The organism is Pseudomonas sp. HMWF032, from assembly GCF_003060885.1.
Lineage (GTDB): Bacteria > Pseudomonadota > Gammaproteobacteria > Pseudomonadales > Pseudomonadaceae > Aquipseudomonas.
Genome location: NZ_QAIG01000006.1, coordinates 148,103 through 164,486, shown reverse-complemented (window position 1 = coordinate 164,486; position 16,384 = coordinate 148,103). Strand labels below are relative to the sequence as shown.

Sequence of the window (16,384 nt, the reverse complement as noted above, 5' to 3'; positions counted from 1 at the left end):
ATCCGCCAGATCATGCCTAAGATTTCCGGGCTTATTTTTTATATATATGATTTATAAGGATTTTTATTGTTTTAAAGAAATGGCACAAGGCTTGCGATAGGCGATGTAAGGCTGCGCTGGACGCACCTACAACAAGTCCCCTCAGCCAAGGGGGGTTAGTGCTTATTAGGGTGCTGCGGGTGTCGATGGATGATGCGCCGCAACACCGCTGAGGAACTCTGCCATGACCGCTACGACGCTCGACGTTGCCCGTCAACCGTTCTACAAAATGCTCTATGTTCAGGTGCTGGTTGCCATCACCATCGGTATTTTGCTCGGCCACTTCTACCCGGAAACCGGTGTTGCCCTCAAGCCCCTGGGTGACGGCTTCGTCAAGCTGATCAAGATGGTCATCGCGCCCATCATCTTCTGCACCGTGGTCAGCGGCATCGCCGGCATGCAGGACATGAAAACAGTCGGTAAGACCGGCGGTTATGCGCTGTTGTATTTCGAAATCGTCTCCACCATTGCCCTGCTGATCGGATTGATTGTGGTCAATCTGGCGGAGCCGGGCGTGGGTATGCACATCGATGCCAGCACCCTGGATGCCAGCAAGATTGCCGCCTATGCCCAGGCAGGCGCGCAGCAGAGCACAATCGGCTTTCTGCTTAATGTGATCCCGGCCACCGTGGTCGGTGCCTTTGCCAATGGCGATATCCTTCAGGTGTTGTTCTTCTCGGTGATCTTCGCCTTCGCCCTGCAGCGCATGGGTGACTACGGCCGCCCGGTGCTGGAGTTTATCGAGCGTATCGCCCAAGTGATGTTCGGCATCATCAATATGATCATGAAGCTTGCGCCCATCGGTGCCTTCGGCGCCATGGCCTTCACTATCGGCCAGTACGGCGTCGGGTCGCTGGTGCAGCTGGGCCAGCTGATGATCTGCTTCTATATCACCTGCGTGTTTTTCATTCTGGTGGTGCTCGGTGGTATCGCCCGCGCCCATGGCTTCAGCATCCTCAAGTTCATCAAGTACATCCGCGAAGAGCTGATGATCGTGCTCGGCACCTCGTCGTCCGAGTCGGCGCTGCCGCGCATGCTCGACAAAATGGAAAAGCTTGGCGCGAAGAAGTCTGTGGTCGGCCTGGTAATCCCGACCGGTTACTCGTTCAACCTCGACGGCACCTCGATCTACCTGACCATGGCGGCGGTGTTTATCGCCCAGGCCACCGATACGCCGATGGACATCGGCCATCAGATCACCCTGTTGCTGGTGTTGCTGGTGGCGTCCAAGGGGGCGGCGGGGGTTACCGGTAGCGGCTTTATCGTGCTGGCGGCCACGCTGTCGGCAGTGGGTCATCTGCCGGTTGCCGGCTTGGCGCTGATTCTCGGGATCGACCGTTTCATGTCCGAAGCTCGCGCGCTGACCAACCTGATTGGTAACGGCGTGGCGACTATCGTGGTCGCCAAGTGGTGCAAGGAGCTGGACGAAGACACCCTACAGCGCGAGCTGGCCAGCGGTGGCAAGGAAAATCCTGTGCCAGTAACGGCCAAGCCCGAACTGAGCTGATAGTTTTATGGTGCAATTCAGCCCGCCTTTTGGCGGGCTTTTTTATGCCCTGTAAACCGTGGCGCTCTTTCAGCGAGATGACCGAATGGGTCAATCCAGGCTGAGCGCATGGGTCATTGAGGCGCGCCAGGGGGAGGCCTAACCTGCAGCACGACTTCAATTCCCCAGGGAGCACATTCGCATGCAGCGCCTTATTTTCGATACCGAACACACGATGTTTCGCGACGCTTTTGCCGCCTTTCTGAAAAAGGAAGTGGTGCCCTATCAGGATGAGTGGGAAGCGGCGGGAGTGGTCAGCCGCGAAGTGTGGAAGAAGGCGGGTGACATGGGCTTTCTGCTGCCCTGGGCAGATGAGGAATACGGCGGCTCGGGCCTCAAGGACTTCCGCTATGAGCAGATCATGTGTGAAGAACTGGCCAAGATTAACGAGCCAGGTTTCATGATTCCGCTGCATTCGGCACTTTGCGGCCCCTACATCGCCGAGTACGGCAATGCCGAGCAGAAGGCGCGCTTTATGCCGGGCATCATCCGCGGCGAGCTGATTCTCGCGGTGGCAATGACCGAACCGAGCGCTGGTTCCGACCTGGCCGGCATGCGTACCAGCGCGGTGGATCAGGGGGATCACTACCTGCTCAACGGGTCCAAGGTGTTTATCTCCAACGGTTTGTTGGCCGATGTGGTGATCGTCGCGGCCAAGACCGATCCAAATAATAAGCACGCCATGGGCCTGTTCCTGGTCGAGCGCGGGATGGAAGGTTTCGAGCGCGGCAAAAACCTGGAAAAACTTGGCATGAAGAGCCAGGACACTGCTGAGCTGTTCTTCAATAACGTCAAGGTACCCAAGGCCAACCTGCTGGGTGACGCCAAGGGCGGCTTCTTCTATTTGATGAACATGCTGGCCCAGGAGCGTCTGACCAACGCCTGCGGCGCTGTCGCTGGTGCCGAAGCCGCGCTGCAGACCACTATCGATTATGTGAAGGAGCGTCAGGCCTTCGGCCGACCGGTGTCACACTTCCAGAACACCCGCTTCAAACTGGCGGAAATGCGCACACAAATCGATGTGGCGCAGGTGTTCGTCGATCGCTGTGTAATGGACCATAACCAGAAGAAACTCACCCCGGAAGTGGCTGCCGAAGCCAAGCTGTTTACCACTGAACTGCTGTGCAAGGTGGTCGATGAAGGCGTGCAGCTGCATGGTGGTTGGGGTTACATGTGGGAATACCCGATCTGCAAGATGTACGCAAACGCGCGCATTCAGCGCATCTTCGCCGGCACCTCGGAAATTATGAAAGAGATCATCAGCCGCGGAATGAAACTGTAAGGCGCTGGCCCTGCCAGGCGATCTTGACCCTGCGTGGTGGTTGTCTGTTACAACAGGCAATCCGAGCATCAGGGGTGATGCTTGGAAAACAATAAAAACGAGGGAATGCGATGAACGAGCAACTGCCCCTGGAGCGTTTCGCGCTCTGGGTCGAGAAACGCCCGGATGCGGTCTGGCTCAGCCAGCCGGCCAACGGCCAATGGCATGACTTTACCTGGGCGCAGGTCGATGACCAGGCGCGGCGCATGGCCAGCGCTCTGCACGCTCTGGGTTGCGTGCCGGGGGATCGCGTAGCACTGCTGGCGAAGAACTGCGCCGAGTGGTTTATCGCCGACCTGGCGATCATGCTCGCCGGGCTGATCAGCGTGCCGTTGTACCCGCTGCAATCGGCCGAGAGCATCGACTACGTGCTGCGTCATTCGCAGTGCAAGGTGATCTTCCTCGGCAAGCTGGATGAGCCGGCCAAGCTCGCGCCGGGTATCCCGGCCGAGGTAATGCGCATCGCCATGCCATACCCGACTATCGATGCCAACCATGGCTGGCATGCCTTGCTGGCGGCGCATCAGCCCTTGCATGATGGCCACGCACAGTCGCCGGATGAGTTACTGAGCATCCTTTATACCTCCGGCACGACTGGCCAACCCAAGGGCGTAATGCTCTCGGCCAAGGCCTTTGCGGTTGCCGGCGGGCGTTCGGTGAAGGAGCTGCAGATCACCGAACAGGATCAGTTCTTCTCCTATCTGCCACTGTCGCATGCCGCCGAGCGCTTTCTGGTGGAGATGAACAGCCTGTTCAGTGGCGCTCGGGTGGCCTTTGTCGAATCCCTGGAAACCTTTGCCAGCGACCTCAAGCGTGTACGGCCAACGGTGTTCTTCTCCGTGCCCCGTCTTTGGACGCGCTTTCAGCAGGGTGTGCTGGAAAAGCTGCCGCAGGCCAAGCTGGCGCGATTGCTACGCATCCCGCTGCTCGGCGGTCTTGTGGCGCGCAAGATTCGCAAGGGGCTTGGGCTGGACCGCGCACGCATTCTGGTCAGTGGTGCGGCGGCGATACCACGAGCGTTGCTCGACTGGTACCAAAGCATCGGCATGACTCTCTGCGAGGGCTACGGCATGACCGAGCACCTGGCCTATGGTTGCTTCAATCGTCCCGGGCAAGTGCGTTTTGGCACGGTGGGCCGACCGATGCCGGGTAATGAGCTGCGTATCGCCGAGAATGGCGAAATTCTCCTGCGTTGCCCGAGCCTGATGCTGGGCTATTACCTGGACCCGGAGAAAACCGCAGAAACCATCACCGACGGCTGGCTGCACACCGGCGATAAGGGCGAGGTCGACGCGACCGGTTACCTGAAAATCACCGGGAGGGTGAAGGATATCTTCAAGACCAGCAAGGGCAAGTACATCGCCCCGGCGCCGATTGAGGGCGAGATTGCCAAAAATCTGTGGGTTGAGCAGGTGTGCCTGATGGGCAGTAATCTCGACCAGCCGCTGGCGTTGATTGAACTCTCGCCCGCCGCGCGTGAGCAACCGCGTGAGCAGATCACGGCGGATTTGCAGCAGACCTTGCAACAGCTCAATGCGCAGTTGCAGGCGCATGAACGGGTCAGTCACTTTGTACTGGTGCGCGAAGCCTGGACCGTAGACAACGGTTGCATGACCCCGACCATGAAGATTCGCCGTAACGTACTGGAAGCGCGCTTCGCCGATCAGCTGGCGGCACTGGATGCCAGGCAGCCACTGCATTGGCAGTGAGCGCTGGGTAGCCCGGATGCAATCCGGGAATTTGTTGATATTCCCCGGATTGCATCCGGGCTACGGGATTGAGTTCCCTGAGGAGCTGTTATGCAAGGCCCGCTGTCGTCATTGAAAGTGCTGGATTTTTCCACCCTGTTGCCAGGGCCGTTTGCCTCTTTATTGCTGGCTGACATGGGGGCTGAAGTACTGCGTGTCGAATCGCCGAGCCGTATGGATCTGGTGCGTGTGCTGCCGCCGCATGACGGCGGCGTATCGGCCAGTCATGCTTACCTTAACCGCAACAAGCGCTGCATCGCCCTCGACCTGAAAAAGCCTGAAGCGGTGGAGATGGTCAAACAGCTGGTAGCCGAATACGACATCGTTCTGGAGCAGTTCCGCCCCGGGGTGATGGATAAGCTCGGCGTAGGCTATGAGGCATTGAAAGCGATTAACCCGAAACTGATTTATGTGTCGATCACCGGTTACGGCCAGAGCGGCCCGTACAAGGACCGCGCCGGCCACGATATCAACTACCTGGCCCTGGCCGGTATCGCCAGCTACACCGGGCGCCGTGAAGCCGGGCCGCTGCCGCTGGGGATTCAGGCGGCGGATATTGCAGGTGGTTCACTGCACGGGGTGATCGGCCTGCTCGCGGCGGTGATTCAACGCCAGGCCACGGGGCTGGGCCAGCAGGTGGATATCAGCATGACCGACTGCGCCTTCAGTCTGCACGGTATGGCCGGCGCAGGGTATCTGGCAGCTGGGGTGGAGCCGGCGATGGAAACCCAGGCGCTGAACGGCGGTAGTTTCTACGATTACTACCGCACCCGCGATGCTCGCTGGTTCTCGGTTGGCAGTCTGGAGCCTCAATTCATGCAGCAGTTCTGCGCCGCAATTGGCCGCCCTGAACTGGCCGCGCGCGGGCTGTCGCAGAAGCCGGAAGATCAGCAGGCGCTCAAGCACGAGATCGAAATCGAGTTCGAGAAACGCGACTTTGCCGAGTGGAGTCAGGTGTTCGCCGGGCTTGACGCTTGCGTGGAGCCGATGCTCAATCTCAGCGAGGCGGTCGAGCACCCGCAGATCAAGGCCCGCGGTCTGGTCACCGAGGTGCCGCGTGCGGGCAATAAGCCGCAGGCGCAGATTGCCTGCCCGATCAAGTTTTCCAGCGGCTTGTCTGAACCTCGACATATCGGCGCCACTTTGGGTGCGCACACCAGCGAAGTGCTGGGAGAGCTGGGCTACACCGTTGAGCAGATTGACCAGCTCAGGGCGGCCAAGGTCGTCGTTTGAGTTTGCGCACACGTTTCAAGTCGACTGGTGTGTGGTTTGCTCGTGCCGATTGAAAGGTTGCTCGTAAAACGCTGATTTTTCCGGCATAAGCCTGGGGCATTTTGCCTACGGGTGTATTGGGGTCGGAAATATGTATCACGGCGAACGTTTCAATGCCTGGACTCATCTGCTCGGCGCGGTGCTGGCCTGCGCCGGGGCGGTGTGGCTATTAGTGCTGGCGAGCCTGGATGGCGAGTTGCGCAAGATCATCAGCGTGGCAATCTATGGTCTGACGCTGGTGCTGCTCTACAGCATATCCACGCTCTACCACAGTGTGCAGGGCCGGGCGAAAGTGCTGATGCGCAAGCTCGATCACCTGTCGATCTATCTGTTGATTGCCGGCAGCTATACGCCGTTCTGCCTGGTGACCCTCGAAGGTGCCTGGGGCTGGACGCTGTTTGGCATTGTCTGGGTGCTAGCAGTCATTGGCATGCTGCAGGAGATCAAGCCGCGTTCTGAGGCGCGGGTGCTGTCGATTGTGATCTACGCGGTGATGGGCTGGATTGTGCTGATCGCGGTCAAGCCGCTGATTGCTGCGTTGGGTATGGAGGGGTTTATCTGGCTGGCCGGCGGCGGGGTGCTGTACACGGTAGGGATCGTCTTTTTCGCCTATGACAGCCGCTTTCGTCACTGGCATGGCATCTGGCATCTGTTCGTCATGGGCGGCAGTCTGATGCACTTTGTCGCGGTGCAGCGTTACGTTCTTTGATTGCCCAGTGGGTTATTCGACGCGCTGTTCGCCGGTATAGCTCAAGGTCACCTTGCAACGTCTGCAGTAGTAGCGCCGGCCCTTGCTGACCAGGGCATGGCGCTGGGCGGAAAACGGGAACTCCCCCTGCGGGCAACGGCAACGGTAGATATAGCGGCTGACCGTGCGCCGCTGTACCGCATAACTGTGGCAGCGGTTGGGCGGCAGTTCATACACGCCGCGCATGATCAGTTGCCATTCCTCGCCGTGGGGTTGAATCTTCAGTCCGAACAGCTGATGGGCGATCAGGTGTGCCACTTCATGGGGAACGGTCTGCCTGAGAAAATCTTCGCGGTTCTCCCGGTACAGCTGCGGGTTGAAGCGCAGCTTGTTTTCCGTCAGGTGCGCAACGCCGGCCTTTTGTCCACGCAGCTTGAAGCTGATCTCGGCGCGGGCAAAGGGGCGCTTGAAAAAGGCTTCAGCCTGTTGGTAGCAGTGTTCTACGCGGTTTAGGAGGTGTTCGGGCATAAGTGCGGCTATCGCGGCTGGGGCAGCGATTATGCCCAAGCCGCGCAGCGATCACAGCCCTGAAACGACGAAACCACCCGCGGGTGGTTTCGTCTTGTGTCATTAGCTGTTGTATTAGCTGGTGTAGACCGGTCCTACTCCAAAGCCCCAGAGAATTACCGAGGCGGCAATCATCGCCACCAGCACCACCAGGCCTACAGCCAGCACCGAGCTGGAGAACATAAAGCCTTCATCCTCGGGGATGCCCATAAAGGTCGGTATGCCGACATACAGCAGGTACACCGTGTAACAGATGGCCGCCGTGCCCACTACCATGGCCAACCAGAGGTGCGGGTAAAGCGCTGCCAATCCACCGATAAACAAGGGGGTGGCGGTGTAGGCCGCGAAGACCACGCATTGTGTGAGGTTAGGGCTGGCATCGTAGGTACGTGCCATCCAGTGGATAAACCCCCCCATCACGGCTACGCCAGCCAGCATCGCCAGGTAAGTCATGATGGTCATTTGCAGCGCGCTCGCTTCGGTCAGCATCACCGGTGCTCGATCACCAATGGCCCAGCCAACCTGGGTGGTGCCGATATAGGCAGAGACGGTGGGTATGGCCGCGAGAACCAGGATGTGCGTGAGGTACATGTGGCTGATGGTTTCTTCTTCGCCACGAATTTCCTGCCATTCCTGATCGGGATGGGTAAACAGCCCCAAAACATGATGGATCATGTCAGACCTCCTGTTGTTATAGCGGCCGTCCCCCAGTAGAACGCCTGAGCCGCATGTGCAGCGGTGTCAGGTGCTGTACCAAACCTGTGCGACCGTATGTCGCAGTATAGGCAGCCAAAAGCATTGGCAAAGGGGTTGGGTTAGAGCAAATCGTGCTCTCAAGTGCGGCCGTAATAGCGTTCTAGGATTTCCATGGCCTTGTTGATCGACTGCAGGCGCGCTGTGCTGCCGCCGCGATCCGGGTGATGCTGACTCACCAGTTGCCGGTAGCGGTGTTTGATTGTGGCGAGATTGAGCGTCTGCTCGCGGCCTTCGAGCTCGAACAGCTCCAGTGCCGCCTGTTTCTCTTCGCTGCCGTGCATGCGCGTCCAGAAGCTCAGCAGCAGGTTGGCCACATCCTGTTCATCGGTGTCGTTGAGCTGGCTAAGATTGAGGTAATAGTCGCGCAGCGGGTCGTGTTCGCTCAGTTCGCAGCTGCCGGGCTGATAGGGCAGCAGCTGGATCTTCAGCGCACTGATCTGCAGGTAGCCGCTCTGGCTGGCCAAGAGCTGGTCGCGCAGGCGATAGAGGGCGTTGAACAGGAGAAAATGAGTGCGAAACAGCACCAATTTGTCCGTCAGGGGCTGGTTAGGGATATGCGTGCACTGGCGGGCTTTCAGCAGTTGGATCAACTGGTACTCGCCCAGTCCGCCAGGGGCCGTGCGCAGCAGCTCATGCAGTTGTTCGGGCAGCTCGAAGCTGGTGTCGAAATCGTCGTTCATCGGCCGAGCCTAGCATTTCCGTCACGGTGGGGTAGGGCGCGTCACGCTTTCTGCGTAAAATGCCGCATCCTCAACGACTTCCGGATTCCAGCGCACCATGGGTACCCTCTCGGTCAACCAGAACAAACTGCAAAAACGCCTGCGTCGTCAGGCTGGCGAAGCCATTGCCGACTTCAACATGATCGAGGATGGCGACAAGGTCATGGTCTGCCTGTCCGGCGGCAAGGACAGCTACACCATGCTCGATGTGCTGCTGCACCTGCAAAAAGTCGCGCCAATCAAGTTCGAGATTGTTGCGGTGAACATGGACCAGAAGCAGCCGGGTTTTCCTGAGCACGTGCTGCCGGCCTATCTGGAGTCCATCAGCGTGCCGTACCACATCGTCGAGAAGGACACCTACTCGGTGGTCAAGGAGAAAATTCCGGAAGGCAAAACCACCTGTTCGCTGTGTTCACGCCTGCGTCGCGGCACCCTGTACACCTTTGCCGATGAGATCGGCGCGACCAAGATGGCCTTGGGGCATCACCGAGACGACATCCTGGAAACCTTCTTCCTCAATATGTTTTATGGCGGTACGTTGAAGGCCATGCCGCCCAAGTTGCGCGCCGATGACGGCCGCAACGTGGTGATTCGGCCGCTGGCCTACTGCAGCGAGAGCGACATCGAGGCTTACAGCCAGCTCAAGGAATTCCCGATCATTCCGTGCAACCTGTGTGGTTCCCAGGAAAACCTGCAGCGCCAGGTGGTCAAGGAAATGCTGCAGGACTGGGAGCGCAAGTCGCCGGGGCGCACCGAGATCATGTTCCGCGCCCTGCAGAACGTGGTGCCCTCGCAGCTGGCTGACCGCAACCTGTTCGACTTTAAGAGCCTGAAGATCGACGACAGTGCCACGCCGCGCTTCCTCGATGTGATGAACCTCTGATCCAGCGGTTTCCCGGCTCAAGGATTGCTTGATGCGCGATTACAAATGGCTTAACGAATACTGCCTGAACCGCTTTGGCTCGGCCGCTGCGCTGGAGTCGATCCTGCCGCAGCCGCGCAGCGTCGAGGAGTTGCGTGCGATCACTGATGATCGCTACCTGTCGGTGCTCAGCCTGCGGATCTTCCGCGCTGGCCTCAAGCACAGTCTGGTGGACGCCAAATGGCCGGCCTTCGAGCAGGTGTTCTTCGGGTTCGACCCGGAGAAAGTCGTGCTGATGGGCGCTGAGCGCCTGGAAAACCTGATGCAGGACGCGCGCATCATTCGCCACCTGGGCAAGCTCAAGAGTGTGCCGCGCAACGCCCAGTTTATTCTTGATGTGCAAAAAGATAAGGGCAGTTTTGGTGCGCTGATCGCCGACTGGCCGGTGAGCGATGTGGTCGGGTTGTGGAAGTACCTGGCCAAGCACGGTTGTCAGTTGGGCGGGCTGTCAGCACCGCGTTTTTTGCGCATGGTCGGCAAGGACACCTTCGTCCCGACCGATGATGTGGTCGCAGCGCTGAAGGCGCAGCAGATCATCGACAAGGCACCGACCAGCTTGAAAGAGCTGGCTGCAGTGCAGGCTGCGTTCAACCAGTGGCAGGCTCAAAGCGGGCGGCCGTTGTGTCAGCTGTCGGTAATGCTGGCACATACGGTCAATCACTGAACAGATAGGTGTAGGGTGGATGAGGCGTTTCCATCCGCCATGGCGCTGTTGCAGGGGACGAAAAGAGCGCTGTCTATGCATGAGGGATCGAGATGGACGAGGTTATTGCCCGCGTTGCCCAGGCAGTCGTAGCGGCTGATCGCATCTTGCTGATTACCGGTGCCGGGCTGTCTGCCGATTCCGGTTTGCCCACCTATCGCGGCCTCGGCGGTCTGTATAACGGCCACACAGCGGAAGGTTTGCCGATTGAGGCGGCACTCTCCGGTTCGATGCTGCAGCGTGATCCTGCGTTGTGCTGGAAATACCTGGCGGAGCTGGGCAGGGCCTGCCTGGGCGCGCAAGCCAATGCAGGGCATCACGCGATTGCCGAGCTGCAGCGCAGAAAACCGCAGTGCTGGTTGTTGACCCAAAATATCGACGGCTACCACCGCGCTGCAGGTAGCCCGATGGAGCGGGTTATCGAGATTCATGGTGAGCTGGCGCCGCTGTATTGCCAGTCCTGCGGCGCTGTCGACGCCGAACTGGCGGAGCACCTTGAACGGCCGCTGCCACCCAAATGCCGGCAATGCGCCGGGGTGCTGCGTCCGCCGGTGGTGTTGTTCGAAGAAATGCTGCCTGAGCAGGCCATCACCACACTCTATGCCGAAGTGCGCAAAGGCTTTGAAGTGGTGATCAGTATCGGCACCAGCGCGAGCTTTCCGTATATCGTCGAGCCGCTGCTGCGCACCCGCCAGGCGGGCGGCTTCACCGTGGAGATCAACCCGCAGCGCACCGACTTGAGCGAGCGGGTGGACGTGCATCTACAAGGGCGGGCGTTAGATGTTTTGCCGGCACTTCTGAGTCACATTTAGATCCATAGAATTTGCAAATGTATGCCATAGAGGGCATAGTCGTTTACTTGTGAAATTCATCGACACGGTCGTGCCCATGCTCAAACGCCTCGCACCCCTCGTGCCTCTCGCACTTTCCATGGTTCTGGCCGCTTGTGCCAACCACGCACCTCAATCCGTATTGAGTAGTGAGCCCGAAGTCTTCTCTTCAACAGATCTGGCCGGCTTTGATGAACAAGCCAAAGAAGCCGCTCTCGGCGATTTCACCGAAGAAAAATCCTACAAACTGCCACAGCTGGCTGACAGCATCCTGTCCCATGGTCTGTCACTAGTAGGGACGCGTTATCGCTTTGGTGGTGTCTCGGTCAGTTCCGGTTTCGACTGCAGCGGTTTTATTGGTTATTTGTTCAAAGAAGAAGCGGGCATGCAGTTGCCGCGCTCTTCGCGGGACATGATCAATATTGATGCTCCGCTGGTATCACGTGACGAGTTGAAACCGGGCGATCTGCTGTTCTTCAGTACCAGTGGGCGAAATCGCGTCAGTCATGCCGGCATCTACATGGGTGACAACCAGTTCATCCACTCCAGCAGCAGCCGCAGCGGCGGTGTGCGGGTCGACAGCCTGGAAGACCGTTATTGGAAGCGCACTTTCATCGAGGCCAAGCGTGCATTGGCCATGGCACCCGGCGATAACCTGGTGCGTCACCCCTGAGCCTGTGGACGACTGTCCAATGTGCAGTCGCTTCTCAGGTTTGCTCATCTGATGCATCTCGATAGTTTTCAATAACCTGCCAAGTAAAGCTAAAGCTTGCACTACGATGTGCAAGCCGGCAGAGTAGGGCGCATCCCGGCTCAGGATCGCCTTATCCATGACCGCTATTGCCCGTTTCAGCCTGCTGGTCGTCGTCGCGCTGCTCAGCGCCTGCTCCAGTCGTGCACCTGCTCCAATCCCGCCACCCGTTATGCAAACACCCAACAGCAACTTTAACGGCAATGCTGATGACGTGTTGTTTCGCGCCCTGGGCTTGGTCGGTACGCCATATCGCTACGGCGGCAACACTCCGGATGGTGGCTTCGACTGCAGTGGTCTGATTGGTTATGTCTACCGCGATGCCGCGGGCATCAGCTTGCCGCGCTCGACCCGTGATCTGATCAGCATGCGCGTCCCGGCTGTCGGCCGCGACCGCCTGCAAAGCGGTGATCTGGTGTTCTTTGCCACCAATGGCGGCAGCCAGGTCAGCCATGCTGGCATCTACGTCGGCGATGGCCGTTTTGTTCATGCACCTTCCAGCGGCGGCACTGTGCGCCTGGATAGCCTGAGCAATTCGTATTGGCAGCGCACTTATCTAAATGCCAAGCGCGTGTTCTCCCCGGAACTGGCGCGCAACCCCTAACAGCCTTGGTTTGCAGAGGGAGTAGGCATGACTAATCAAACACTCAATCTCGATACCGGCCTGTACCAATACCTGCTGGATGTCTCGCTGCGTGAAACACCGCTGCTCAAGCGCCTGCGTGAGGAAACCGCACAGTTCAGTACTGCTCGCTGGCAGATTGCCCCCGAGCAGGGACAGTTCATGGCCTTGCTGGTACAGCTGACTGGGGCGCGGCGGATTGTTGAGGTCGGCACCTTTACCGGCTATAGCGCCATCTGCATGGCCCAGGCCATGCCCGAGGATGGCTGGTTGATCTGCTGTGATATCCCCGGCGAGTACAACGCCACGGCCGAGCGTTACTGGCTTGAGGCCGGGCTAAGCTCGCGTATCAAGCTGCGCCTGGCTCCGGCCTTACAAACCCTCGCAGCACTGGAGGCTGAAGGTCTGGCTGGCAGTATTGACCTGCTGTTTATCGACGCCGACAAGGTCAATTACCCAACCTATCTGGAACATGCCCTGCGTCTGGTGCGCCAGGGCGGGCTGATCCTGTTCGATAACACCCTGTGGAGCGGGCGTGTGCTTGAGGAAAACCCCGAAAGCGCCGACACCCGAGCCATTCAGGCGCTCAACCTGGCGCTGCGCGATGATCCGCGCCTCGACCTCTCCCTGTTGCCGTTGGGCGACGGCCTGAGTCTTTGCCGTAAACGCTGAACCCGTATGCCTGAACCGATTCGTCTGCCCGAACAACCTGATGCCTGCGAGCTCTGCACCCGCGCTGCCACGTTGACGCGTCACCATCTGATCCCCAAGGCGCTGCACAACAAGGTTTATGTGCAGAAACGCTTCGGTAAAAGTGAGCGCATCAGCGCCACGCTTTGGGTCTGCCGCGCCTGCCACAACCAGATTCACCGGCTGTTCAGCGAAAAGGAGCTGGCGTTGACTTACAACAACCGCGACAGCTTGCTCAGCGATGAGCGTTTGCGAACCTTTGTCGAATGGCTGGCGAACAAGCCTGCGGGCTTTATGCCGAGGCACTGAGCTGCGCTGTTTGTGTACACGTGACGCAATGGGCGGCGCATTCGTTTGACGCTTAATCATGAACTCTCTAACCTTCGCGCCTTGTAGCAGGTGCCCCCAACGCATTGCGTGTGCGGGGTGAAACAGGGAAGTCGGTGCGCTGTGCGTGTGAACGCCCGCTATTCCGACGCTGCCCCCGCAACGGTAAGTGAGTCAAACGCCGCAAGAGCCACTGTGCGTGATGCATGGGAAGGTGCGGTCGTGAGCCATTCGGCTCGCTCACAAGCCCGGAGACCGGCCTGCTGCAGTCCACGGCATCGCGGAGGGCGATGGCTGGCGTGTGGTGTGCGCTGTGCGCAGGCCCGCGCTTTCCCTATCCCCGCATGCTTTTTCCAGCCAGATCGCCCTGTGGCGGTGGAGCAGTGCGATGACTGAATCGATTGAACGGGACGCCCGGCACAAGGCGCGCATGGCCCGCAAAAAAGCCCTTATCGATGAAAAGATTGCCCAGGCCCAGGATGAGTACGGCCTGCTGCTGGTGCACAGCGGCAATGGCAAGGGCAAGAGCAGCAGCGCCTTCGGCATGGTTGCTCGCGCCCTGGGCCACGGCCTCAAGGTGGGCGTGGTGCAGTTTATCAAGGGTGCAGCCAGCACTGGCGAAGAAGCCTTCTTTCGCCGTTTTCCCGATGAAGTCAGCTACCACGTGATGGGCGAAGGCTTTACCTGGGAGACCCAGGATCGCCAGCGTGATATCGACAAGGCGCGCGAAGCCTGGACGGTGGCGGCGCAGCTGCTGAATGATCCGGCCATTGGCCTGGTGGTGCTCGACGAGCTGAATATCGCCCTGAAATACGGATATCTGGAACTCGACGCGGTGCTCGCCGACATTGAAGCGCGGCCGCTGCTGCAGCATGTGGTGGTAACCGGTCGCGGCGCGTTGCCGGGGATGATCGAGGCTGCGGATACCGTGACCGAGATGAGCCTGGTCAAGCATGCGTTCAAGGCCGGGGTTAAGGCGCAAAAGGGAGTCGAATTTTGATCCGCGCCCGCTCTTGCCCCGCGTTATTGATCGCTGCACCGGCCTCCGGCCAGGGTAAGACCACAGTGACCGCTGCCTTGGCGCGTTTGCATGCACGCCAGGGCAAGCGCGTGCGGGTGTTCAAATGCGGCCCGGACTTTCTCGACCCGATGATTCTTGCCCGCGCCAGCGGTGCGCCGGTGTATCAGCTCGACCTGTGGATGGTTGGCGAGGCCGAGAGCCGTCGTCTGCTCTGGGAGGCGGCGGGTGAGGCCGACCTGATTCTGATTGAAGGGGTGATGGGCCTGTTCGATGGCACGCCTTCGGCGGCCGACCTGGCCCGGCACTTTGGTGTGCCGGTGCTGGCGGTGATCGACGGTTCGGCCATGGCGCAGACCTTCGGCGCCATGGCCCATGGCCTGGCGACCTTCCAAGCGGATCTGCCGTTTTCTGGCGTGCTCGGTAACCGGGTTGGCAGTGTGCGGCATGGCGATATCCTGCGTGATGCGCTGCCGGCCTCGATCCGCTGGTACGGCGCATTACCACGCAGCGCCGAGGTCGGTTTACCGAGCCGCCATCTCGGCCTGGTTCAGGCGGGCGAACTGCTCGACCTGGATGCCCGTCTGGACGCCGCCGCCGATGCTTTGGCTGCCAGTGCCGATACCAGTCTGCCGCCGCCAGTCAGCTTCGCCGCGCCTGAGTCTTGCGGTATTGAACCCTTGCTCAAAGGGGTGCGCATTGGCGTAGCGCGCGACAGTGCCTTTGCCTTTCTCTACCAGGCCAACCTCGATTTGCTGAGCGAACTGGGCGCTGAATTGAAGTTTTTTTCGCCGCTCACAGATGAGCAGTTACCGGATATCGACAGCCTGTACCTGCCTGGTGGCTACCCGGAGCTGCACCTGGCCGCACTTGAAGCCAACCAGCCCATGGCCGAGGCAATCCGCGCTCACCACGAGGCAGGCAAACCGATACACGCCGAGTGCGGCGGCATGCTCTATCTACTCGACAAACTGACCGACAAGCAGGGCGCCAGCGGGCAGATGCTCGGTTTGTTAAACGGCGAGGCGACCCTGCAACCACGCATGACCGCCATGGCTCTGCAGCAGGCGGAGCTACCAGAAGGGCTGCTGCGCGGCCACAGTTTTCACTACTCGGCGCTCAGCAGCGAACTACAACCACTGACCCGTGGTGAGTGCCCGAACTACAAGCGCACCCGTGAAGCGGTCTATCGCCAGGGGCGGATGACTGCCTCCTATATTCACTTCTATCTGCCGTCCGACCCGGTTGCCGCTGCTGCGCTGTTTTGTCCTGGTGCGCCGGCATGAGCGAGCAGGCCTTCAGCCCTGAGGAGCGCGCGGCGGTGTACCGCGTCATCGCTGAGCGCCGCGATATGCGCCATTTCAGCGGTGGCGAGGTGGCTCCCGAGTTGCTCGCGCGCTTGCTCGAAGCCGCGCATCAGGCGCCCAGCGTGGGCTTGATGCAGCCCTGGCGATTTATTCGCATCACCCGTCCGGCCTTGCGCGAAGCGATCCACGGCCTGGTAGAGGAGGAGCGCACGCGCACTGCCGAGGCGTTGCGCGAGCGCAGTGATGAATTTATGCGGCTGAAAGTCGAGGGTATTCGCGACTGTGCCGAGCTGTTGGTGGTGGCCCTGATGGAGGGCCGTGAGGCCCATGTGTTTGGCCGCCGCACCTTGCCGGAGATGGACCTGGCATCCCTGGCCTGCGCGATTCAGAACCTCTGGCTGGCGGCCCGTGCAGAGGGTTTGGGCATGGGCTGGGTGTCGCTGTTCGAGCCCCAGGCCCTGGCGGATCTGCTCGGCATGCCGACCGGCAGCAAGCCATTGGCGGTGCTGTGCCTGGGACCGGTGACGGAATTTTATGAGGCACCGATGCTGGTGCAGC

Annotated in this window: 17 protein-coding genes, 1 pseudogene and 1 riboswitch; of the genes and pseudogenes, 15 read left to right on the top strand and 3 right to left on the bottom strand. The window is 59.8% G+C overall.

Translation table 11 applies throughout. From position 1 onward, the window contains the following. Nucleotides 1–223: 223 nt before the first annotated feature. The 5 genes from DBR00_RS10640 (at nt 224) to DBR00_RS10620 (ending at nt 6,635) form a co-directional block, all read left to right on the top strand. Nucleotides 224–1,546: a dicarboxylate/amino acid:cation symporter gene (locus DBR00_RS10640; RefSeq protein WP_108487522.1), complete on the top strand. Its 1,323-nt coding sequence runs from the start codon at nt 224–226 to the stop codon at nt 1,544–1,546. 181 nt (nt 1,547–1,727) lie between these two features. After that, a complete protein-coding gene (locus tag DBR00_RS10635) occupies nt 1,728–2,867 on the top strand; it encodes an acyl-CoA dehydrogenase family protein (protein WP_108487521.1) in 1,140 nt (379 codons plus the stop codon). A gap of 110 nt (nt 2,868–2,977) precedes the next feature. Beyond that, on the top strand, nt 2,978–4,615 hold the full coding sequence (locus DBR00_RS10630) for an AMP-binding protein (protein WP_108487519.1): 1,638 nt from the start codon (nt 2,978–2,980) through the stop codon (nt 4,613–4,615). Between the two features lie 90 nt (nt 4,616–4,705). Next, nucleotides 4,706–5,887 carry a CaiB/BaiF CoA-transferase family protein gene (locus DBR00_RS10625; RefSeq protein ID WP_108487517.1) on the top strand — a complete coding sequence of 394 codons (1,182 nt, stop codon included), beginning with the start codon at nt 4,706–4,708 and terminating at the stop codon, nt 5,885–5,887. A 130-nt stretch (nt 5,888–6,017) separates the two neighbouring features. After that, a complete protein-coding gene (locus DBR00_RS10620) occupies nt 6,018–6,635 on the top strand; it encodes a hemolysin III family protein (protein WP_108487515.1) in 618 nt (205 codons plus the stop codon). A 12-nt stretch (nt 6,636–6,647) separates the two neighbouring features. On the opposite strand, the gene DBR00_RS10615 is transcribed toward DBR00_RS10620, so the two are convergent. The 3 genes from DBR00_RS10615 to DBR00_RS10605 form a co-directional block, all read right to left on the bottom strand. Beyond that, a complete protein-coding gene (locus DBR00_RS10615) occupies nt 6,648–7,142 on the bottom strand; it encodes a SprT family zinc-dependent metalloprotease (protein ID WP_108487514.1) in 495 nt (164 codons plus the stop codon). A gap of 114 nt (nt 7,143–7,256) precedes the next feature. Continuing rightward, a complete protein-coding gene (locus tag DBR00_RS10610) occupies nt 7,257–7,856 on the bottom strand; it encodes a Yip1 family protein (protein WP_108487512.1) in 600 nt (199 codons plus the stop codon). A 158-nt stretch (nt 7,857–8,014) separates the two neighbouring features. Next, nucleotides 8,015–8,617 carry a DNA-J related domain-containing protein gene (locus tag DBR00_RS10605; protein WP_108487511.1) on the bottom strand — a complete coding sequence of 201 codons (603 nt, stop codon included), beginning with the start codon at nt 8,615–8,617 and terminating at the stop codon, nt 8,015–8,017. A 97-nt stretch (nt 8,618–8,714) separates the two neighbouring features. Here DBR00_RS10605 and ttcA point away from each other — a divergent pair, with 97 nt between their 5' ends. From ttcA to bluB, 10 genes and pseudogenes are all read left to right on the top strand, one after another. Next, a complete protein-coding gene (gene ttcA / locus DBR00_RS10600; RefSeq protein WP_108487510.1) occupies nt 8,715–9,539 on the top strand; it encodes a tRNA 2-thiocytidine(32) synthetase TtcA in 825 nt (274 codons plus the stop codon). Nucleotides 9,540–9,570: 31 nt separating this feature from the next. Further along, nucleotides 9,571–10,242 carry a DNA-3-methyladenine glycosylase I gene (locus tag DBR00_RS10595; protein WP_108487509.1) on the top strand — a complete coding sequence of 224 codons (672 nt, stop codon included), beginning with the start codon at nt 9,571–9,573 and terminating at the stop codon, nt 10,240–10,242. A gap of 86 nt (nt 10,243–10,328) precedes the next feature. Next, nucleotides 10,329–11,093 carry an NAD-dependent deacylase gene (locus DBR00_RS10590; protein WP_371920648.1) on the top strand — a complete coding sequence of 255 codons (765 nt, stop codon included), beginning with the start codon at nt 10,329–10,331 and terminating at the stop codon, nt 11,091–11,093. A 76-nt stretch (nt 11,094–11,169) separates the two neighbouring features. Then, the gene (locus DBR00_RS10585) at nt 11,170–11,784 is read left to right on the top strand and encodes a C40 family peptidase (RefSeq protein ID WP_108487549.1); all 615 of its coding nucleotides are present in this window, start codon (nt 11,170–11,172) and stop codon (nt 11,782–11,784) included. 157 nt (nt 11,785–11,941) lie between these two features. Then, nucleotides 11,942–12,466, top strand: a complete 525-nt coding sequence (locus DBR00_RS10580; protein WP_108487507.1) for a C40 family peptidase — start codon at nt 11,942–11,944, stop codon at nt 12,464–12,466. A 27-nt stretch (nt 12,467–12,493) separates the two neighbouring features. Then, on the top strand, nt 12,494–13,156 hold the full coding sequence (locus tag DBR00_RS10575) for an O-methyltransferase (protein ID WP_108487506.1): 663 nt from the start codon (nt 12,494–12,496) through the stop codon (nt 13,154–13,156). 6 nt (nt 13,157–13,162) lie between these two features. Further along, nucleotides 13,163–13,483 (top strand): hypothetical protein, encoded by a 321-nt coding sequence (locus DBR00_RS10570; protein ID WP_108487505.1) that lies wholly within the window; start codon nt 13,163–13,165, stop codon nt 13,481–13,483. 71 nt (nt 13,484–13,554) lie between these two features. Continuing rightward, nucleotides 13,555–13,780: riboswitch (cobalamin riboswitch) on the top strand. Nucleotides 13,781–13,889: 109 nt separating this feature from the next. Continuing rightward, entirely contained in the window at nt 13,890–14,501 is a 612-nt protein-coding gene (gene cobO, locus DBR00_RS10565; RefSeq protein ID WP_090253090.1) for a cob(I)yrinic acid a,c-diamide adenosyltransferase, read from the top strand. Continuing rightward, nucleotides 14,498–15,805 (top strand): cobyrinate a,c-diamide synthase, encoded by a 1,308-nt coding sequence (locus tag DBR00_RS10560; RefSeq protein ID WP_177479968.1) that lies wholly within the window; start codon nt 14,498–14,500, stop codon nt 15,803–15,805. The genes cobO and DBR00_RS10560 overlap by 4 nt, the downstream gene beginning before the upstream one ends. Then, a pseudogene (bluB, locus tag DBR00_RS10555) lies at nt 15,802–16,384 on the top strand (5,6-dimethylbenzimidazole synthase); the annotation flags it as partial. The gene DBR00_RS10560 and the pseudogene bluB, both read left to right, overlap by 4 nt.